This is a genomic window from Paucilactobacillus vaccinostercus DSM 20634 (assembly GCF_001436295.1).
GTDB classification, from domain to species: Bacteria; Bacillota; Bacilli; order Lactobacillales; family Lactobacillaceae; genus Paucilactobacillus; species Paucilactobacillus vaccinostercus.
On sequence record NZ_AYYY01000063.1, the window covers coordinates 99,254 to 120,617 of the forward strand.

A 21,364-nucleotide genomic window follows, 5' to 3' on the forward strand; every position below is an offset into this window, starting at 1 on the left:
GGTAAAACTGATTCAACATCAGGAGGAAAAATCGATTGGCAATTAACGACAAAATTAAAATTCACGGGGCTCGTGCACATAATCTACAAAATATTGATGTGACGATTCCGAAAAATAAATTGGTTGTGGTAACGGGCTTATCCGGCTCTGGTAAGAGTTCGTTGGCGTTTGATACATTGTATGCGGAGGGACAACGACGGTACGTTGAGAGTCTGTCTGCGTATGCGCGTCAATTTCTGGGGCAAATGGATAAACCGGATGTCGATTCGATTGACGGTTTGTCACCAGCGATCTCGATTGATCAAAAAACGACATCCAAAAATCCGCGTTCGACGGTTGGAACGGTTACCGAAATCAACGATTATCTGCGATTGCTTTGGGCACGGGTTGGAACGCCAATCTGTCCTAATGATGGCACTCCGATTACGAGTCAGTCACCAGAACAAATGGTCGATCGGGTCCTAGAGCTACCCGAACGAACTAAGCTACAAATACTGTCACCAATCGTCCGAGATAAAAAGGGCGGTCAAAAGAAGAATTTCGAAAAAATTAAACGTGAGGGTTTTATTCGGGTTCGAGTTGATGGTGAGATTTACGACATTGATGAGGTACCAGAACTTAATAAAAATCAAAAGCATAGTGTTGATATTGTGATTGATCGGATCGTGGTGAAATCTGGGATTCGGTCGCGGCTATTCGATTCATTTGAAGCGGCCTTGCGGTTAAGTGATGGATATGCGACTGCTGATATTATTGGCGGAGATTCCCTGGCCTTTTCGGAGCATTATGCCTGCCCAATTTGTGGATTTACGGTTGGTGAAATGGAACCGCGGTTGTTTTCATTCAATGCACCATTAGGCGCTTGTCCTGAATGTGAAGGCCTGGGGATGAAGTTGGAAGTGGACGAAGATCTCGTGATTCCTGATCGTAATAAGACCCTTAACGAAGGGGCTTTACTACCTTGGAATCCGATTTCGTCACAGTATTATCCTGAAATGCTCCGCCAATTTGCTGAGCAAAATGACATTGACATGGATACACCATTTGAAGATCTGCCACAAAAACAACAATCAATGGTACTGTATGGGAACGGTGAAACACCCTTTCATTTTCACTATGAAAATGAATTTGGCGGGGTTCGTGATGTGGATGCCACTTTTGAAGGTGTTGTGAATAACGTTGAACGACGTTATAAGGAAACCAACTCGGATTTCACTCGCGATCAAATGCGGAAATATATGACTGAGTTAACTTGTCAAACTTGTCATGGATACCGGCTCAATCGGCAGGCCCTAAGTGTCAAAATTGACGGATTGCATATTGGCCAGATCTCTGACGAACCAGTGAGTGACGAACTCCCCTTCTTTAAACAGGTCACATTATCGGAACAAAATGAAGTCATTGCTCGACCTATCATCAAGGAAATCGTAGATCGATTAGAGTTTTTACAAAACGTGGGTCTCGAATATCTGACGCTGAGTCGTTCGGCTAGAACTTTATCCGGTGGTGAAGCACAACGAATTCGGTTGGCTACCCAAATTGGGTCAAATTTATCAGGGGTGATGTACATCTTAGATGAACCTTCAATTGGGTTACATCAACGAGATAATGATCGTCTGATTGCATCGTTAAAGAAAATGCGTGATTTGGGGAACACCTTAATTATCGTTGAACATGATGAAGATACGATGCGGGCCGCGGATTATATCGTTGATATCGGTCCTGGTGCGGGCGATAATGGTGGTCAAGTAATGGCTGCCGGAACGCCGAAACAGGTGGCCAGATCGCGTAAGTCACTAACGGGTCAGTATTTATCAGGGAAGAAATTTATCGAAGTCCCTGAAACAAGACGAGCGGGAAATGGCAAGAAATTAACATTAACTGGTGCGGCGGAAAATAACCTAAAGGGAATTACCGTTGATTTTCCATTAGGTAAGTTTGTGGCGGTTACTGGGGTATCTGGATCAGGTAAGTCAACCCTGGTCAACTCGATTCTTAAACGGGTTCTAGCACAAAAATTGAATCATAATTCTGAGAAACCTGGTAAGTACAAGACTATTCGCGGTGTTGAAAACATCGAAAAAGTAATTGATATTGATCAGGCACCAATTGGTCGGACACCACGCAGTAATCCGGCAACGTATACTGGCGTTTTTGATGATATACGGGGACTCTTTGCACAAACCAATGCTGCCAAAATGCGCGGGTATTCAAAGGGCCGATTTAGTTTTAATGTGAAGGGCGGACGCTGTGAAGCCTGTCACGGGGATGGCATTTTGAAGATTGAAATGAACTTTCTACCCGATGTTTACGTTCCCTGTGAGGTTTGTAATGGCAAACGCTATAATTCAGAAACGCTGGAAGTGGAATATAAGGGTAAAAATATTGCCGACGTCCTTGATATGACGGTTAAAGAGGCATTGGAATTTTTCTCGGCCATTCCAAAAATTACGCGTAAGTTGCAAACGATTGTTGATGTGGGACTGGGCTATGTCAAAATGGGACAACCGGCCACCACACTATCCGGTGGGGAAGCACAACGCATGAAATTGGCGTCCGAACTGCACAAACAGTCTACCGGTAAAAGTTTTTATATCTTAGATGAACCAACGACGGGCCTTCACACGGATGATATTCGGCGTTTGCTGGACGTTTTGCAGCGACTAGTCGACGCCGGTAACACGGTGCTTGTCATTGAACATAACTTGGATGTCATCAAATCGGCAGACTGGTTGATCGATTTAGGACCGGAAGGCGGTGCAGGCGGCGGGCAAATTGTGGCCACTGGAACGCCGGAAACTGTTGGTGAAGTGAGTGAAAGTTACACAGGCCAATATCTTAAACCAATTTTGGAACGGGATAAGCAGCGACAGGTAAAATCATGATTGTGAGTCTCAATAGTGGTAGAATGAGTCACGTAAAATATTTTAAGGAGTGATTATTTTGGCAAAGGTAGAAAGCTTTCAGTTAGATCATACAAAGGTATTAGCACCATACGTACGATTAATCACGGTTGAAGAAGGCCCACAGGGTGATAAAATTTCAAACTTTGATTTACGATTAGTCCAACCAAATGAAAATGCGATTCCTACTGCAGGACTGCACACCATTGAACATATGCTTGCTGGATTGTTGCGGGATCGGATGGATGGCGTAATTGACTGCTCACCATTCGGTTGCCGGACAGGGTTCCATTTAATTATGTGGGGTGAGCATGATACCACGGAAGTTGCTAAAGCGCTGAAATCGTCACTTGAATTTATTTCCACTGCTAAGTGGTCAGATGTTCAAGGAACAACGATCGAGAGCTGTGGTAACTATCGTGACCATTCACTATTTTCCGCACAGGAATGGGCAAAGAAGATTTTGTCAGAAAAAATTTCTTCAGATCCATTTAAACGGGTCCTTGTATAAATAGGAATAGCCAAAGAAGCCGTGAAAACATTCGTTTTCGCGGTATTTTTTTGCGATTTTATTCAAAATAAAATTCAATTCATCCTGTTAACTGAATAAAAATAACTTTTTTATTGTAAATAGTGTATAAATACTTGCTTTTTAATGAAACCAATGCTAATATATGAAACATAATAAATGACGAATAAGGGAGCAAGTAATTATGGCAAATGAAAAAGTAGTTTTAGCCTATTCAGGCGGGTTAGATACATCAGTAGCGATTCCATGGTTGAAGGACAAGGGTTATGACGTTGTAGCAGTTTGTATCAATGTCGGTGAAAAAGGCAAAGATTACGGTTTCGTTCATGATAAAGCGTTGAAAGTTGGCGCAACCAAAGCGTATGTGATCGACGCACGTGAAGAATTTGCGAATGAATATGCATTAATCGCACTTCAAGGTCATACGTTATACGAAGGCATTTATCCATTGCTTTCAGCACTATCACGGCCATTGATTTCAAAGAAGTTGGTAGAAATTGCGAAGCAGGAGGGGGCTACGGCAGTGGCCCATGGCTGTACTGGAAAAGGAAACGATCAGGTTCGTTTTGAAGTCGCCATTCATGCTTTAGCACCGGAATTAAAAATTGAAGCACCGATTCGTGACTGGCACTGGTCACGGGAAGAAGAAATCGAATATGCGAAGGAACACAATGTACCCGTTCCGATCGATTTGGATAGCCCATACTCAATTGATCAAAACCTGTGGGGACGTGCCAATGAATGTGGCGTCCTAGAAGATCCTTGGGCTGCTGCACCAGAAGATGCATTTGATTTGACCAATGCGCTCGAAAATACACCTGACGAACCCGATGAAATTACAATTGATTTTGAACAGGGTGTGCCAGTTGCGCTGAATGGGACAAAGTATGCCTTATCTGATTTAATTATTAAGATCGAGGCATTAGCTGGCAAGCACGGTATTGGACGAATTGATCACATTGAAAACCGGTTAGTTGGCATCAAGTCTCGTGAAGTCTATGAGGCACCAGCGGCAGCCGTATTGATGCACGCTCATAAAGATTTGGAAGATCTGACATTCGAACGGGATTTAGCGCACTTTAAGCCCATTATCGAACAAAAGCTGGCGGACACCATTTACAATGCATTATGGTTCTCACCGCTCATGTCAGCCATGATTGCGTTCCTAAAGGATACCCAAAAGGTTGTGAATGGAACCGTTCGTTTGAAACTCTTCAAGGGCAATGTCATTACGCAAGGACGGAAATCGGCAAATTCACTTTATAATAAGAATTTGGCAACGTACACGTCTGCCGATGAATTTGATCAACAAGCTGCTGTTGGCTTTATTAAGCTTTGGGGCCTACCAACACAGGTTTACGCGCAGGTTCAAGAGAAGGCAAAACAGGAAAAGGACGGCATTTAATCTATGAGTACTGAGAAATTATGGGGTGGTCGGTTTACCCAAAAAGCCGCTCACTGGGTTGACGAATTTGGTGCGTCAATTCCATTTGATCAAGAATTAGCTGATGAAGACTTACAAGGATCATTGGCACACGTTAAGATGCTCAAGCAAACTGGTATTTTATCAGCAGCGGATGCTGATAAAATTGTGGCTGGTTTGGAGAGCCTTGTGCAACAATTACACGCGGGCAAACTAGAATTTTCGGTTGAAAATGAAGATATTCATTTGAATCTGGAAAAGATTCTAACTGACCAAATTGGCCCCGTTGCTGGTAAGTTACACACCGCGCGAAGTCGAAATGATCAAGTGGCAACTGATTTTCATCTCTACGTCAAGAACCAAATTCCTCAGGTAATTCATGAATTAACGCATTTACAGCAGGTATTGGTTGACCTGGCAAAAGATAATGTGGAAACCATTATGCCCGGATACACGCATTTACAGCATGCACAACCAATTTCGTATGCACACTACTTGTTAGCCTATTTTGATATGTTCCAGCGAGATGTTGAGCGGTTCCAGTTCAATTTAAAACATACTGATATTTTACCGTTGGGGGCAGCTGCCTTAGCTGGTACGACGTTTCCAATTGATCGAGAATTTAGTGCACAAGAATTGGGCTTTGGCGATGTCTATCACAACAGTTTAGACGCGGTATCTGATCGTGATTTTGCGCTCGAATTTCTGAGTAATTCGGCCATTATGATGATGCATCTGTCGCGGTTTTGTGAGGAGATTATCCTTTGGTGTAGTTATGAGTTTAACTATTTAGAATTATCCGATCAGTATTCGACAGGTAGTTCAATTATGCCGCAAAAGAAGAATCCTGATATGGCAGAGTTAATTCGTGGTAAGAGTGGTCGGGTGATTGGAAACCTGATGGGGCTGTTAACGGTTATGAAGTCGTTACCACTGGCCTATAATAAGGATTTGCAAGAGGATAAGGAAGGCGTTTTTGATACAGTTAAGACCGTTATGCCCAGTCTGAAAATCTTTGCGGAAATGTTGGCAACCGCGCATATCCATAAGGAAAAGATGGAGCAGGCGACACAAAATGATTTTTCTAACGCCACTGAGTTAGCCGATTACTTGGCCAGCAAGGGGATTCCATTTCGGCAAGCGCATGAAATTGTTGGTAAGTTAGTGCTAGAAGGCTTGCAGACTGGTAAACGATTGCAAGACATCACGTTGGCTGAATATCAAAAAATTTCACCACTGATTGAAGAAGATGTGTATCATGATCTGGAGAGTAAGGTTGCTGTTGAGCGACGTAACTCACTCGGTGGAACCGGGTTTGCACAAATTAAACAAAATTTAGTACGGGCACAGCAATTAATTAATGAGCACAACTAAAACGATTTCGAGTCATAGAGGCTGGGGAAAAACTCCCAGCCTCTTTCTGTCTCCGAACTTTAATAGCCGAAATCGGGGAAAAAAGGCTGACTTCTCCGCTTAGCTACGAAAACCAAACGATTCAAAGTACGAATCATTCGGATTTCTAGGCTATGCTCGAAGTCAAAACGCCTTTTTGCCCACTCTCATTTCCTACGATTAGTCAAGAGCCTATTTTGAATTTCAGTATCGCCTTAACGTCGTAGATCATACTGTGGGTAAATTGCTGGATAGTTTTGAAAATTGCATATACCAAATAAACCTCAATATTATTCTTTAAAAATATTGAAGAATGAGCTATTATGCAACTGTGGAGTATCTATTACTCCTGAACATTATTGGACTTCGAGTCCGTGTACGCGTAGACGTACTTAGTGCCAGCCATTGTCATGGCATAGAGGCACTTCAGTGTCCTGTTCATACAGGCAACTATGGCGACCTTATCTCTTTTGGGGATAGGTCGTTTTTTTAGTCTGTAATAGTAATCAACGATATGGTTAGGCGCCGAAGCCTGTTGTCGAATCATATTACGAACTATCAAGTAAACAAGCGCTCTCGCATGAGGATTACCACGTTTATTAATGTGGTCTTGACGTTGATATTGACCTGACTGGTAACGATTCAAATCAATTCCAATATAGGCATTAAGTTGGTTGGCGTCGTCGAATCGGGTAATGTCACCTAACTCACCTAATAGTTGGGATGCCGATAGCGGCCCAATACCGGGCATCGAAATAAAAATTTGATATGCCGGTAAAGGATCAGATAACATCCGCATCTGATCAATTAATATCTCTTTTTGTTTAATTAAATCAATTAACTGCCGACAATAGTACCGAACTTCTTGTACTTGAATACTATTGATGTCAGAGGCTGGATAGCTAATTTGCGCGAATGTTATTAATTTTTCGGCATATTTCAAACCTTTGGTTTTCGATAGCCGTTTATCAGTCTGCGACATCAATTTGTTTTTTAATTTTGTCCGTGAAAGCCCATGTACGGAATCAGGATGTGGAAACAGAAGAATCACATTTAAAGCTAGTTTGGAAATTTTATTCTTAAATAACTGTTCTTCTTCAGGAAAGGTTTGTTCAAGCGCAGTGTATAGTTTGCCTTGCGCTAGTTTTATATCGTTAGTAATCTGATCGCAAAACCGTGTCAGTTCACGAAGCTGTCGGTAATCTCTAGACCATATTTCAGTTTGACGATAATTATTTTCCGTGACCGAACGGGCAATTTTATGAGCGTCCAGTTGATCTGTTTTTACGCGTCGTAAATTTTCAGACCGAAGGTGTAGCTCCAATGGATTAAGTTGAGTATAAGGTAAATGGTTGTCCTGGCAAAAACGAACTACTGGACGCGAATAAACCCCGGTTGCTTCAAAATACACTGCCGGATTATCTGCAGAATCTGTAACAGCTTTAAGGTGTTTAAACCCAACCTGATTATGAAGACAATCGAACTCATCCATACACTGCTTGTTTCGATACCAGACAACATAGCTATGATTTTTTGAAACATCTAGTGCAATTACATCTGACAAAATATCGCTTCCTTTAAAAAATTTGAAGTTATTACTCATCACATTCAACACGACATATCATTTCCTATACACGACCTCTAGGGCCCTCAATCTTAAATCATATTTATGCGTTGAAAATGACGAAAACCATTTTATATTACGAACTCGAAGTCCCAGAGAGTATGGACGGTTTTAACTTCATTTTCAGTGTAAACAAAAAGTTCTGATATGAAATGATTACTATCATTTCATATCAGAACTAATCTTAGATTGTTTTTTTTGATTTAAATGGGTGTTAATGAGAAATGACACGCCTGGTATGATACAATGGAACGAATGAGTTAATTCGGGAGGCAAAATTGTGGCAAAAAAACTACAAGTCGTAATTGTAACGGGAATGAGTGGTGCCGGTAAAACCGTCGCTGTGCAAAGTTTTGAAGATTTAGGTTATTTTGTTGTGGATAACATGTTGCCGAATTTGATGGTACGGTTCTTAGACATTATTGAAGAAGATGGGGATATTTCGAAGGTCGCACTCGTTATGGATCTTCGTTCAAAAGGATTCTATGACTTGGTAGTGCCAACGTTGGATAAGTTGAAGAATCGACCCGATACGGCGTTACAGATCTTATTTCTTGAAGCAAGTGATGAAGAACTCGTTTCACGATATAAAGAAACGCGGCGGGCACACCCACTGGCACCACAGGGACGGGTCTTATCAGGCATTATCAAAGAACGTGATATGTTGAGTGAGATCCGGGATCGGGCAACGATCACAATTGATACGTCCAATCTGACACCACGAAGCTTGCGACAACGAATCGGGGAGTTTTTTAATCAGGATCATGCGACGACATTTCATGTGGAAGTGATGTCGTTTGGGTTTAAGTATGGGCTACCGCTTGATGCGGATATTGTGATGGACGTCCGCTTTTTGCCAAATCCGTATTATATCCCCGAGTTAAAGGCGTTGACGGGTGAAGATCAGCCAGTGCGTGATTATGTTTTTGCACAGCCCCGCGCACAACAATTTTACGATCAATTTAAGAGTTTAATTTTGAATATCCTTCCGGGCTATGTTAAGGAAGGAAAAACAAATCTTACAATCGCAATTGGCTGTACGGGTGGTCAACACCGGTCGGTTGCAATTGCCAATCAAATTGCACAGGACGTTCGTGAGCAATACGTCGTAAACGTTACCCACCGGGACGTTGCAAAGAGAAAGGAGACTACCAACCGGTCATGAAAAATAAAAGAAGACAACCCCGAGTCGTTGTGATCGGTGGTGGGACAGGTCTCCCCGTCATCTTACGGGGGTTACACAATAAAAACGTCGATATCACGGCCGTTGTGACGGTCGCTGATGACGGTGGCTCATCCGGAATTCTACGAAATTATATTAACGTGGTACCACCTGGAGATATTCGGAACGTGTTAGTTGCGTTGTCTGACTTGCCGCAACTAGAATTAGATGTTTTTCAGTACCGGTTTGAAAGTTCTGATAAGTTTTTAGCGGGCCACGCCATTGGAAATTTGATAATTGCGGCTTTGTCTGAGATGCATTCCGGAATTTTTGGGGCGGTTCAAGAACTTTCACAGATGATGAATATTCAAGGCCACGTCTATCCGGTGACGAATGAACCTCTAGTACTCAATGCCGAGTTCAAGGATGGAACGACGTTGAGTGGTGAATCTGAAATTACCGCGGCGCATAAGCCGATCGAGCGTGTGTGGGTAACACCATCTGATGATCAGGATGGGCACCAACCGGCAGCCGTGCCAGAAGTAATTGAGGCCATTATGAACGCTGACCAAATTGTAATTGGACCCGGTAGTCTCTTTACCAGCATTTTACCGAATTTGATGATTGAAAATGTGGGTCGAGCAGTTTGTCAGACTAAGGCGGAAGTCATTTATATTTGTAATATCATGACGCAAAAGGGTGAAACAGATAACCTATCTGATGCCGATCATGTACGTATTTTAAATCGTCATCTCGGTCATAATTTTGTGAATACGATTTTAGTCAATACCGAACCGGTCCCTGAAGATTACATGGATTTTCAGCGGTGGAATGAACTATCTAAGCCTGTTCGCCATGATTTTCAAGGATTACGAAAACAAGATGTATGCGTAATTTCAACTAATTTTTTGAAGTTACAGGATAATGGGGCGTTTCATGACAGCGAAAAAGTCGTTGAAGAACTCATGAACCGACTCCAACAATCGCATGATTAGGGGATGATGAGATGTCATACGCAAGTGAAGTTAAAAAAGAACTAACGGGGCTGCAAGTCCATCTCAACAACGCCAAAGCCGAGTTGATGGCCCTTATTCGGATGAACGGCAGCCTAAATATTGCTAATCATCAGTTAGTATTGAATGTACAAACCGAGAATCCAGCCATTGCCCGTCGAATCTATCAATTGTTGAAAGATTTTTACCAGGCTGAAAGTGAGCTGGTGGTGCGGCGAAAAATGAAATTAAAGAAGAACAATCTGTACGTGGTACGGCTGCGGTATGATGCGGCTGAGATTCTCGATGATTTGGGAATCTTGCAAGGATTACAGATTAAGGAGCATGTACCGCTTGAATTGCTCAGTGACGATGGCATGATTCGCTCGTATTTGCGGGGCGCATTTTTAGCTGGCGGGTCTGTTAATAATCCGGAAACGTCACGATACCATCTCGAAATCTATTCATTATATGAAGAACATAATACGATGATTGCGGAAATGATGAACAAGTATAATCTGAATGCGCGGGTAACGAGCCGGCGCAGCGGGTTTATTGTCTACCTCAAGGAAGCCGAAAAGATTGCCGATTTTCTGTCACTAATTGGAGCAACGAGCGGCATGCTCCGGTTTGAGGATGTGCGGATTATGCGGGATATGCGTAATTCGGTTAACCGACTGGTGAACTGTGAAAATGCCAATATGGACAAAGTTGCGACGGCTTCAAATAAGCAGATTGAAAACATTCAGTTAATTGATTCAACAGTTGGGTTGGGGGTCCTTCCTCCTAAGCTGCGGGAGATTGCCGAGACGCGACTGCAACACCAAGAAGTGAGCCTAAAGGAACTGGGGGAACTGATTCCTGGAGGTCCCATTTCCAAGTCTGGTGTTAACCATCGATTGAGAAAAATTAATGCCTATGCTGAGAAGTTACGTACGGATCCAAATGCGGAAATTTCAGCCTAAAAAATAAGCCATGACTCTTTTGGAGAGTCGTGGCTTATTTAGATGGTGATCATTATTTTTTAAGGTCGTTACTTGACATGATACCATCAAGTAATCCATAATCAACGGCTTCTTGAGCAGTTAAATAGTGATCACGTTCAGTATCTTCTTGTAGTTTTTCAACTGATTGACCGGAATTGTCAGCTAAAATTTGGTTGATCATCTTACGAGTCTTCAAAATTTCAGTTGCAGCAATTTCAATTTCAGTTTGTTGTCCTTGGGCACCACCAGATGGTTGGTGAATGAGAACTTGTGAGTGTGGCAACCCAAAACGTTTGCCTTTGGCTCCTGAAGAAACCAAGACACTGGCCATCGAAGCGGCCATACCAATCACGATTGTTTGAACATCTGATTTAATGAAGTTCATGGTATCGTAAATGGCCATCCCAGATGTGACAACACCACCAGGAGAGTTAATGTAGAGATAAATGTCCTTAGTTGAGTCTTGGGCATCCAAGAAGAGAAGTTGTGCGACGATTGAGTTCGCCATGTCATCTTCAATTGGACCAGAAAGCATGATGATACGATCTTTTAATAGTCGTGAATAGATATCGTAGGCGCGTTCACCACGTGATGACTGTTCAATGACTGTTGGTACTAAATTCATAAATGTTGCCTCCTTTTAGCACTTGATTAGGACGTTTGCTAAACGTGTAAATGTAGTTTAACGCGTTGGTCAATAAAGGTCAAATGATTTATCTCAAATCTCGCGCATCACAGATGAAACATGATGACCTCGTCTAGATTATAATGGATTTGAGTGCCGTCTACCATATGAGGGCACAAAAAAAGCATAGCAACTTTAAAATAATCGGTACGCTGCGTAATCCAGTCAAGATGATAAGCGTAGGTTGCTATACTTTAGTGTTTAATTTATTGATTGAGTGATTCGCTTAACCAAGATAGTTCTTTTTGAACACTGCATTGATCGAGCTCTTCGCGATCATCATGTGCATAAAAGTCTTTCAAAGCGTCTAACTGGTTGAGTGAACTGGTATCATTTTCTGACATCGTGCACCTCCCATGGTTTTCGTTAAGGATCAGTAACTTAACAACAGATTCATTATAATGATATTGGTATACATTGTAAAGCCTTTTGATTAAACAAATTTAAAATATAATTTATAAATTGGTATAGATCATAATTCGATGAGAATGACGCTGGATTTTAAAAAAGGTTGATTTATCGAGGGCAGACCGATATAATTGGAATGTTGATTATTAATGAAGAGGAAGTAGAAGGAGGCATATTCATATGCGTAAAGCACATCCACATGGTGTACAAGGACGCCGTCCGGTAGCTCCTAAGTACGATCGCGCCAAAAAAGAAAAGAAAATTGAAGCATTACGAGCATGGGCAAAGCAAAAACCTGCTAAGTAATGATGTTTATGCCTTTCACCTCGGTGAAGGGCTTTTTTGTTAGAAAAAATTGAGAAATACCTCTGATTTTAAAAAATAGAAGTTAATTGAACTTGAAGGGATGTTGAGGATGCCAAGAAAAGTTGCAATTATTGGAATTGGACACGTTGGCGCGACGGTTGCACACTATATTATTGCTGACCATTTTGCGGATGAACTCGTACTAATTGATACCAATGAGGCGAAGGTGATCGCTGAAGCTACTGATTTTCAGGATGCTATGGCGAATTTACCGCACTATACCAAGATTAAGGTTAATGACTACGTTGCACTTGCAGATGCCGATATTGTTATCTCTGCAGTGGGTAACATTCAATTGCAAGATAATACTGATGATGATCGGTTTGCGGAATTGCCGTTTACGCGACAGGCTGCCCGTTCTGTTGCCGAGAAGATTAAGGCGAGTGGATTTCACGGAAAAATGATTGTTATCTCGAATCCAGTGGATGTGATTACTTCTATTTTTCAAGAAGTAACTGGGTTGCCACAAAAGCACGTGATTGGCACCGGGACATTATTGGATTCTGCACGTATGAAGCGGGCCGTTTCGACAACTTTGGGCCTTGATCCACGATCAATTACCGGATACAACCTCGGCGAACACGGCAATTCGCAATTTACTGCTTGGTCAACGGTCCGTGTTTTAGGGCGCCCGATGACGCAAGTTGCACAGATGCGGAGACTTGACTTGGAATTAATCAAGCAAGAATCGATTTTAGGTGGCGATCGGGTCTTCCATGCCAAAAAATATACGAACTACGGGATTGCAACTGCGGCAGTTCGATTGATGAATGCGATTTTAACGGACGCGCATAGTCAATTAGTTGTTTCAAATTTTCGTCCTGAATATGCGACATACTTATCGTACCCAGCCATTATTGGCGCTGATGGGATTGTTGCACCCGTTCAGTTAGACTTAACGAAAGATGAACTTGCTAAGTTACAAGTTTCCGCCGATTTTATACAAATGAAAGTTACTGAAAGCCTAAACGCATAAGTATGGAGGATGATTGTATGGCGACTGCACGATTTACAACGACCCAGGAAAATTACACGATCACTGCTGATTTACGCCAAATTGGCACGGATCTGTTAATTACAGTAACGGGTGGCGATAATCCGCATATTGGGGTCGTAACTACACTGACAAAACAGACTAAAATTGAAACCGTTCGGTACCCGAGTCACGATGGCCGGTTTCACAAGGATGATTTTATTTCTCGCCGAATTGCGCAACGCATTCAAGCCCACCTGATTGGAAGTGCCACGATTTTGGCGGGGGTGCATGTCAATCAAATTACACAAAATCAAATTGCGGCCTCAGCACCAATGAGTGACCGATTAGCGGATGAAATTTGTGAGTGGTTGGCACAACACCCCGTGACGTCAGCACGGCCCGAGTATTATAGTGACCATGAACAACCCAAGTAATTGAAAACTGGGTTTTTTACGGTTAGCGATCATCATTTGAAAAAGTCCAGAATAATTTGGTGATTTGTGCTTTTAGTTACGCGATGGGTTAGATAGGTGTTTAGCGATCGTGTATAATTAAAATTAAAGTTGAACTTGGGAGATGATAGTGTGCTTGAATACGAGCAAATTCAGGGGATGTTTGAAAAGGGACAGAAAATCAATTATGATCTGGTCTTGCAAAAATTAGTTCAAAAATGGCAAGATGAAGCGCGGCGACCCAAAATATTACTCCACAGTTGTTGTGCACCATGTAGTACGTATACGTTGGAATATTTAACGCAGTTTGCGGATGTAACGGTGTACTATGATAATCCTAATATTCATCCACGAATGGAGTACGAGCGGCGCAAGTTGGTTCAGGAGCAATTTATTACAGATTTTAATGCGCAAACTGGGAACCAGGTGACGTTTGTCAGTGCGACATATGAACCTAGCAAGTGGTTGGAAGTTGTTCGTGATTTAAAAGACGCACCAGAGGGTGGTGCACGGTGTCAACTGTGTTACAATTATCGACTTGATCGCGTGGCTCAGAAGGCCCAAGAATGGCAGTTTGATTACTTCGGCAGTGCACTCACCATCAGTCCCCATAAAAATGCCCAGATCATTAATCGATTAGGACTCGATGTTCAACATATGTATGATGTTTCTTATTTACCAAGCGATTTTAAAAAACGGGGTGGGTATCGTCGCTCCGTTCAAATGTGTGCGGAATATGATGTTTATCGGCAATGCTATTGTGGGTGCCTCTTTGCGGCCCGACAACAGGGCGTCGATTTGAAGCGGATTAATCGCGAGGCGACCGCGTTCGTTAAACAACATCAAAATGATAATTTTGATCAAATTACCTATCAAGCAGATTAAAGCAGAACATGCTGATAACGGATACGAAAGTTGTCAGCATGTTTTTTTGTTTCGAGTGTACAAAAAAGCCATATGCCGAAGCATATGGCTTGCAAAACTTTTGATGCGCCCCCGGGGAGTCGAACCCCGATCTCAAGAACCGGAATCTCACGTGCGATCCATTACACTAAGGGCGCCTAACAAAGTAATATGATACCGAATAATACATGAAAATACAAGAGTTAAATTACACTAAGCCAATAAAATTCCAATAAAGTAACTAAAAATTATAATTTGAACGATAATTTTGCCAAATTTGAGTAATATATTTTACTAATGCCGTTTTTTCATATATTATATACGTGGTGTTAATTGTACTTGCTGTTGGAACGCCGTACGGATATTGTTGGTGAGTAGTTTATGGATTTTTTTGGCTGCACCTGTTATATTTTGTGATGACGTGATATACTTAACAAGTACGTTTTTAAACTAAAACTTATTTTCCTAAAGGAGGAAATTGCAGTATGACTGTAAAAATTGGTATTAATGGTTTCGGCCGTATTGGTCGTTTAGCTTTCCGCCGCATCCACGAATTGGGCGCAGAGTCAAATGATATTGAAGTGGTCGCAATCAACGACTTAACAACACCTTCAATGTTGGCATACTTACTCAAGTATGACTCAACACACGGTGCCTTCCCTGGCGAAGTTAGCGCCACTGATAATGGAATCGTTGTTGACGGAAAAGAATACCCAGTTTACGCAGAACGCGATGCTAACGATATTCCTTGGGTTAAGAATGACGGCGTTGACTTTGTCCTTGAATGTACTGGTTTCTACACTTCAAAAGAAAAGTCACAAGCTCACCTTAACGCCGGCGCAAAGCGTGTCTTGATTTCTGCACCAGCTGGTGACATCAAGACCGTTGTTCCAGGTGTTAACTTAGACATCCTTGATTCAGACGACAAGATTGTTTCTGCTGGTTCATGCACAACTAACTGCTTGGCACCAATGGCATACTTTTTGAACAAAGACTTTGGTATCAAAGCTGGTACTATGACGACTATCCACGCCTTCACATCAACTCAAATGATTCTTGATGGACCTCGTGGCAAGAAGATGCGTAACAACCGTACAGCTAGTGTCAACACTATTCCTCATTCAACTGGTGCTGCTAAGGCTATTGGCTTAGTTATCCCAGAATTGAACGGTAAGTTACAAGGACACGCACAACGTGTTGCTGTTGTTGACGGTTCATTGACTGAATTAGTTTCAGTTATGGACAAGAAGGTTACTGTTGATGAAATCAATGCTTCAATGAAGAAGGCTTCAGACAGCAACGATGCCTTTGGTTACACTGAAGATGAAATCGTATCAAGCGATATCATTGGTAACACACACGGCTCAGTATTCGATCCTTCACAAACAGAAGTTACAACTGTTGGGGACACTCAATTAGTTAAGACTGTTGCTTGGTATGACAACGAATACGGCTTCACAAGTAACATGATCCGTACTTTGTTACACTTTGCTACACTTTAATTTAGATTAGTTTCACCTAGGTGGGAGGAGGAGAACTCCTCTCACTTTTTTAATATCAAACATCGATTAATTATAGGAGAGATACAATGGCTAAATTAACTGTTGAAGACCTTGAATTAGAAGGCAAAAAAGTTTTAATGCGCGTTGATTTCAATGTGCCAATCAAAGACGGTGTGATTGGTAACGATAACCGAATCGTTGCTGCACTCCCAACAATCAAGTATGTAATGGAACATGGTGGCCGTGCCATCCTGTTATCACATCTTGGCCGGATCAAGAAGGAAGAAGACAAGCCTGCATTATCAATGCGTCCAGTTGCTGAACGTCTTTCAAACCTTCTCGATAAGCCAGTGACTTTTGTTCCTGTAACAGAAGGCAAACAGCTTGAAGATGCTATCGATAACATGAACAATGGCGATGTATTGGTGATGGAAAATACTCGTTATGAAGACGTTGTTGATGGTGAGAATGTTAAGCGTGAATCAAAGAATGATCCTGAATTGGGCAAATACTGGGCATCACTTGGCGACGTTTTTGTTAACGACGCCTTTGGAACTGCTCATCGTTCACACGCATCAAACGTGGGAATTGCTTCAAACATGGACCAAGCCGCTGCTGGTTTCTTAATGGAAAAGGAAATCAAGTTTATCGGTAACGCCGTTGATAACCCAGTTCACCCATTTGTTGCCATTCTTGGTGGTGCAAAGGTTTCTGATAAGATTGGTGTAATCAACAACTTACTCAGCAAGGCTGATAAAGTGATCGTTGGTGGTGGAATGACTTATACTTTCTACGCTGCTAAGGGTATTAAGATTGGGAACTCATTGGTCGAAGAAGACAAAATTGATTTAGCCAAGGAAATCATGGAAAAGGCCGGCGATAAGTTAGTATTGCCAATCGATTCTGTGATTGCGAAGGAATTCAATAACGATGCTGAAAGCAAGATCGTGGATAATGATATTCCTGATGGCTACATGGCCCTTGATATTGGACCTAAGTCAGTTGACTTGTTTAAAGATGTTTTGAAGGATGCTAAGACGGTTGTTTGGAACGGACCAATGGGTGTGTTCGAAATGAGCAACTTTGCCAACGGAACACTTGAAATTGGTAAATTCTTGGGTACTTTAAGCGATGCAACAACCATTGTTGGTGGTGGAGATTCAACTGCTGCCGTTCAACAATTAGGCGTTGCTGATAGCCTCACTCACATTTCAACCGGTGGTGGTGCTTCACTTGAATATCTTGAAGGTAAGACATTACCAGGAATTGCTTCAATTTCTGAAAAATAGATACATTCAAAAAAGAGAATCCACTTGGACTCTCTTTTTTCTTACATAAAATTAGAAAATAACGTTAAAGTATATCGAAATTAATGTAGCACATGTATTATATAGAAGTAAGCACATAGTTACGGAAATATGACAAAGGGTGGCAGCGTATTTACTGTTATTTGTTATAAATGTATAATGGCGTAAAAAGTAGGCTGAATTTAACAGATAGATATTCTTGGTTATCAAAAGATTTGTAAGGGGAGTAATATGAAAAATTCACTAATAATGCTAATGGCATGCTTGGGGGTGGTGTCGATAGCTACACCAGCTATTCATGCTGATAGTGACGGAACATTAGATTCAAGTTCAAGTTCAAGTTCAAGTTCTAGTTCTAGTTCAAGCTCAGATAATGTATCGTCGAGCAGTTCTTCGAATAAAAAAGTTTCAACCAGTAGTTCGTCAACCAATAATGCCATTTCAAGTTCGTCCGATAATTCTGTAAGTAATAATTCTTCTGAGAGTTCACTGCAGGCGCTTTTGAGCAGTTCTGCAAGTGGTGTACTAAGCAGTAGTTCATCGTCGAGCTCAACTGACAAGACATTTACTAATAGTGATGATTATTGGAATAGTGTTGATAAACAAAACGGTAATAACGGTCAGACATATGCTTGTGCTAATGATGCTAACAATGTCTATATCTATGCAACTAGCAGTTGGTGGATTCCCAATAATGGATATACTGTTAAAATTGGTGAAAAAACATATGACTTATCTTTGAGTGAAAATGTTAGTAATCTTAGTGATGGACAAACAAAAACGGTACAAGTTGAATCAAATGGAACTTCTGCCATTGTTGGAACAGCTGTAATTACGGTAACTGGCAGTACATATACGATTAAAATGAATGTATCATTTTCTGATCTTGGAGCGGCTTCTGCAGTTAAGACGGTCGTTTTTTCAAATAATCAATTAGGTGGCCCAGATGCAACGTCAGAGAATATTGATTTATCGACTGCATTTAATAGTGCGGCCGTAAGTGATGAGTCTGGTGATACAATTAATACGAATTTATCTAGTGCACTTCAAGGAAGTGGCGCTATTTCGCAAGCACTTGGTCAATCGTCAACAGATGATGCTAACACCGAAACGAGTCTGGCTGAAAACAATAATGCTTCTGGGAAACTTGATATTAAGATTGATGGAGATTATGATGACTGGGCAAATTTAACTAAGTCGAATTTGTATTCAAATGGTGATACCTATAATCATAAAGAAGGGGCTTTGGTAGCGGATAGTAAGAGTATCTACTTTTATCTGAATATGGCTCCGGATACTTCTGAGGTACATCAAGGTGGTTATTACAGGGTGCAACCCGGTAACTACCAATTAAATGTCGGTGGTAAAACATTTACAGTGAATTTAGTGTATCCTGGAACAGAAACTGCGATCGATGTTGATTCAATTAAATCGGGAGATAATGTAACGGCTGATATCTGGGTCTATGACAATAGTGATGGGTCTTACTACAAGGTTGCCGGTGGTCAGGCCGAAATTTATCAAAAATTAATGGACAGTACTGGAGATGCAAGTCAACAACTTGAATTTGATATTCCCATATCTGGCTTGCAGGGACTTTCCGATACTAGTGATCAGACAATTAAGATTAGTCATGGCGCTATTTGGGATGGCACATTGGAGACAACTGGTGGAAGCACTGGCCCCGTCGTACTAGCGGGTGCTGGTTTTGTGATCGCATCTATGTCAGTTATCAAAATGACGGGATTGACGGGTGATAAATTGAAGAAAAAGAGATATACGGTGACAAAACCATGAACGTATACATTATAGTTGGGACAATTATATGGCTATATGTTTTGTCTGTTTTAAAGCGGTCAAAGTTATCCGCTTTTTTCTTTATTGTTGGAAGCGGGGGCCTATTTTTCATCTTAATTGCGTTAAGTGATCCATACTGGGTTTGGTTTTTTACACATGCCGTTCTTCATGGCATTGGATGGTTGGGTGGACTTACTCATATGAGCACGATTATGCCCAAATATGGGTTAGTGAGCATTAGTAATCCGACATCCCCAGTCATGATGTCGATTGATTATGAATGTTCAGGGATTATTGAAACTACTGCGTTTATAAGTTTGGCGGTCTTTTACCCACTATTTAACAAATTTGAGAAAGTTTTCTTTGTTTTATGGGGAATTTTATGGATTTATTTGGCAAATGTCATTCGTCTGATGACTGTGATTACAATCACACATTTTGGTGGTGGCAATCTATTCTTTTTGGCTCATTCAGTTATAGGACGAATGGTATTTTATGTTTTAGTGATCGTATTGTATTATAACGTTTTTACTTACTCACAAATTTCGCATAGCTTATATAATAATTTTAAAGCGCGAATGCATAGGATTCGATTTAGAAGGGAGTAAAAAATCAATATGGAATACTGGTTAAATTTAACATTATTTAAAATGGGATTCTGGCTTACTTGGGCTTTAATTCCAATCGTGGTTGAAATTATACCGGCTTTTTTTTCGATTTTTAGACTCTTTTTGAAAAATTTGCGACACAAAAAATTAGAGATGCCTGATAAAATGCCATTTATTTCTGTAATTGTCCCCGTCTACAATTCCGAGGATACGCTGTATCGTTGTATTCAATCAATTCATGATTCTACGTATCCAACGGAGTTAGTGCAGGTGATCTTGGCAGATAATCAGAGTACAGATAGTAGTTTTGAAGTGTTCAGCCGTGCTCACTCGCATTTTAGTGATATGCATATGCAGTTGATTCATACCGAGCAAGGAAAGGCTAAAGCACTTAACTCGGCGATATATGAAAGCATTGGGACTTACATATTTAACATAGACAGCGATGGTGTCCTCGAATCGCACGCACTGATGAATATGGTGCTACGTTTTGAAAATGACTATGATGCAGCAGCGATGACTGGCACAATATTAACTCAAAAGGAACAAATTAAGACTCAAAAGGGATTTTTTAGAAAAATACTGAATAAAAACGAATATTTTGAATATGCACAGGCGTTTTTGTCTGGCAGAGTGATCGAGTCCGATAGTAACCAAATGTTTACAATGTCTGGTGCCTTTTCAGCCTTTAGAAAAGAAGCATTACTCAACACATTTATGTATAGCACTTCAACGGTTGGCGAAGATACCGATATGACCTTTCAAATTCGTGAAAAACTAAAACGAAAGGTTGTTATTTGTTCGGATGCAATTTTTTATATTGAGCCAATTAATCGATTGTCGCAATTATATACACAACGTCAGCGATGGCAACGAGGAGAAATTGAAGTTTCGCAGGAATATTCAAAGCATATTGAATTAAAAAATTTCTTTAGTAATTTCTTAATTCGACGCATGATTATTGATCATACATTTTTGTTTCCTAAGATGATTTGGATTTTTGCCAGTATTGCGTTACTTTTTTTTCGATATTCAGTCATTATGATGGCAATGTCATACTTTATTATTTATATCCTCTATGTGGTTGTCGCACTATTTAATTATGTATGTGTGCGGATGTTATTGCGTGATTTTACAGAAGAACGACGCTTTTATACGCGACTTGCTTGGGTAGCGTTGACATTACCAATCTATAATTTTGTTGTTGCATTTATTCGATTCGTTGGAATTTTAAATACGATGACGGAGATGGCTGTTTGGAACACGAAAAAATTTGATGATGAAGTTGGAAGTGTCCGATCTGTTTTCAAAGAGGATTTACAGCGAGTCAAAGAAACTCGGAAGTAAAA

The 21,364-nt window shown here is 41.1% G+C and carries 20 protein-coding genes and 1 tRNA gene; 16 read left to right on the plus strand and 5 right to left on the minus strand.

Translation table 11 applies throughout. The features are described from left to right. Positions 1-35 precede the first annotated feature (35 nt). The 4 genes from uvrA to argH all read left to right on the plus strand — a co-directional run bounded on the left by uvrA (position 36) and on the right by argH (position 6,229). Complete coding sequence (gene uvrA / locus FC26_RS10975) at positions 36-2,885, plus strand: excinuclease ABC subunit UvrA (protein WP_057780592.1); 2,850 nt, start codon at positions 36-38, stop codon at positions 2,883-2,885. A gap of 58 nt (positions 2,886-2,943) precedes the next feature. Further along, a complete protein-coding gene (locus tag FC26_RS10980) occupies positions 2,944-3,414 on the plus strand; it encodes an S-ribosylhomocysteine lyase (RefSeq protein ID WP_057780595.1) in 471 nt (156 codons plus the stop codon). A gap of 202 nt (positions 3,415-3,616) precedes the next feature. After that, positions 3,617-4,837 carry an argininosuccinate synthase gene (locus FC26_RS10985; RefSeq protein WP_057780598.1) on the plus strand — a complete coding sequence of 407 codons (1,221 nt, stop codon included), beginning with the start codon at positions 3,617-3,619 and terminating at the stop codon, positions 4,835-4,837. A 3-nt stretch (positions 4,838-4,840) separates the two neighbouring features. After that, positions 4,841-6,229 (plus strand): argininosuccinate lyase, encoded by a 1,389-nt coding sequence (argH, locus tag FC26_RS10990; protein ID WP_057780601.1) that lies wholly within the window; start codon positions 4,841-4,843, stop codon positions 6,227-6,229. A gap of 361 nt (positions 6,230-6,590) precedes the next feature. On the opposite strand, the gene FC26_RS10995 is transcribed toward argH, so the two are convergent. Then, positions 6,591-7,811, minus strand: coding sequence for an IS110 family RNA-guided transposase (locus FC26_RS10995; protein ID WP_057781022.1), 1,221 nt, complete (start codon positions 7,809-7,811; stop codon positions 6,591-6,593). A gap of 340 nt (positions 7,812-8,151) precedes the next feature. Here FC26_RS10995 and rapZ point away from each other — a divergent pair, with 340 nt between their 5' ends. The 3 genes from rapZ to whiA are packed head-to-tail and all read left to right on the plus strand — an operon-like array spanning position 8,152 to position 10,990. Next, complete coding sequence (gene rapZ, locus FC26_RS11000; RefSeq protein ID WP_057780604.1) at positions 8,152-9,036, plus strand: RNase adapter RapZ; 885 nt, start codon at positions 8,152-8,154, stop codon at positions 9,034-9,036. Continuing rightward, positions 9,033-10,028, plus strand: coding sequence for a gluconeogenesis factor YvcK family protein (locus tag FC26_RS11005; protein WP_057780607.1), 996 nt, complete (start codon positions 9,033-9,035; stop codon positions 10,026-10,028). Before rapZ ends, FC26_RS11005 begins: the two co-directional genes overlap by 4 nt. Positions 10,029-10,039: 11 nt before the next feature. Further along, complete coding sequence (gene whiA, locus FC26_RS11010) at positions 10,040-10,990, plus strand: DNA-binding protein WhiA (RefSeq protein ID WP_057780610.1); 951 nt, start codon at positions 10,040-10,042, stop codon at positions 10,988-10,990. Positions 10,991-11,042: 52 nt separating this feature from the next. Here whiA and clpP read toward each other — a convergent pair whose 3' ends face one another. Next, positions 11,043-11,636: an ATP-dependent Clp endopeptidase proteolytic subunit ClpP gene (clpP, locus tag FC26_RS11015; RefSeq protein WP_057780613.1), complete on the minus strand. Its 594-nt coding sequence runs from the start codon at positions 11,634-11,636 to the stop codon at positions 11,043-11,045. A 266-nt stretch (positions 11,637-11,902) separates the two neighbouring features. Next, complete coding sequence (locus tag FC26_RS12815) at positions 11,903-12,040, minus strand: hypothetical protein (RefSeq protein ID WP_157061204.1); 138 nt, start codon at positions 12,038-12,040, stop codon at positions 11,903-11,905. A gap of 244 nt (positions 12,041-12,284) precedes the next feature. Here FC26_RS12815 and FC26_RS13165 point away from each other — a divergent pair, with 244 nt between their 5' ends. The 4 genes from FC26_RS13165 to FC26_RS11030 all read left to right on the plus strand — a co-directional run bounded on the left by FC26_RS13165 (position 12,285) and on the right by FC26_RS11030 (position 14,783). Next, the gene (locus FC26_RS13165; protein WP_268872664.1) at positions 12,285-12,410 is read left to right on the plus strand and encodes a hypothetical protein; all 126 of its coding nucleotides are present in this window, start codon (positions 12,285-12,287) and stop codon (positions 12,408-12,410) included. Between the two features lie 109 nt (positions 12,411-12,519). Further along, complete coding sequence (locus FC26_RS11020) at positions 12,520-13,446, plus strand: L-lactate dehydrogenase (RefSeq protein ID WP_057780616.1); 927 nt, start codon at positions 12,520-12,522, stop codon at positions 13,444-13,446. A gap of 17 nt (positions 13,447-13,463) precedes the next feature. After that, entirely contained in the window at positions 13,464-13,880 is a 417-nt protein-coding gene (lpdD, locus tag FC26_RS11025; protein WP_057780619.1) for a prenylated flavin chaperone LpdD, read from the plus strand. Between the two features lie 150 nt (positions 13,881-14,030). Next, the gene (locus FC26_RS11030; RefSeq protein WP_420835231.1) at positions 14,031-14,783 is read left to right on the plus strand and encodes an epoxyqueuosine reductase QueH; all 753 of its coding nucleotides are present in this window, start codon (positions 14,031-14,033) and stop codon (positions 14,781-14,783) included. A gap of 104 nt (positions 14,784-14,887) precedes the next feature. Here FC26_RS11030 and FC26_RS11035 read toward each other — a convergent pair. After that, a tRNA-Arg gene (locus FC26_RS11035) sits at positions 14,888-14,959 on the minus strand. Positions 14,960-15,286: 327 nt separating this feature from the next. Here FC26_RS11035 and gap point away from each other — a divergent pair. Together gap and FC26_RS11045 are read left to right on the plus strand one after the other, a co-directional pair. Further along, a complete protein-coding gene (gene gap / locus FC26_RS11040; RefSeq protein ID WP_057780622.1) occupies positions 15,287-16,303 on the plus strand; it encodes a type I glyceraldehyde-3-phosphate dehydrogenase in 1,017 nt (338 codons plus the stop codon). 86 nt (positions 16,304-16,389) lie between these two features. Beyond that, positions 16,390-17,592: a phosphoglycerate kinase gene (locus FC26_RS11045; RefSeq protein WP_057780625.1), complete on the plus strand. Its 1,203-nt coding sequence runs from the start codon at positions 16,390-16,392 to the stop codon at positions 17,590-17,592. Between the two features lie 314 nt (positions 17,593-17,906). Here the strand turns inward: FC26_RS11045 and FC26_RS12820 are convergent, their stop codons facing one another. Next, positions 17,907-18,050 carry a hypothetical protein gene (locus tag FC26_RS12820; RefSeq protein ID WP_157061205.1) on the minus strand — a complete coding sequence of 48 codons (144 nt, stop codon included), beginning with the start codon at positions 18,048-18,050 and terminating at the stop codon, positions 17,907-17,909. A 61-nt stretch (positions 18,051-18,111) separates the two neighbouring features. Here FC26_RS12820 and FC26_RS11050 point away from each other — a divergent pair, with 61 nt between their 5' ends. Genes FC26_RS11050 through FC26_RS11060 form a run of 3 tightly spaced genes read left to right on the plus strand, consistent with a single transcriptional unit; the run spans position 18,112 to position 21,362 of the window. After that, positions 18,112-19,407 (plus strand): Firmicu-CTERM sorting domain-containing protein, encoded by a 1,296-nt coding sequence (locus tag FC26_RS11050; RefSeq protein ID WP_057780628.1) that lies wholly within the window; start codon positions 18,112-18,114, stop codon positions 19,405-19,407. Further along, positions 19,404-20,015 carry an exosortase family protein XrtG gene (gene xrtG / locus FC26_RS11055; protein WP_057780631.1) on the plus strand — a complete coding sequence of 204 codons (612 nt, stop codon included), beginning with the start codon at positions 19,404-19,406 and terminating at the stop codon, positions 20,013-20,015. Before FC26_RS11050 ends, xrtG begins: the two co-directional genes overlap by 4 nt. A 9-nt stretch (positions 20,016-20,024) precedes the next feature. Then, complete coding sequence (locus tag FC26_RS11060) at positions 20,025-21,362, plus strand: TIGR03111 family XrtG-associated glycosyltransferase (RefSeq protein WP_057780634.1); 1,338 nt, start codon at positions 20,025-20,027, stop codon at positions 21,360-21,362. The last annotated feature ends 2 nt before the right edge of the window (positions 21,363-21,364 follow it).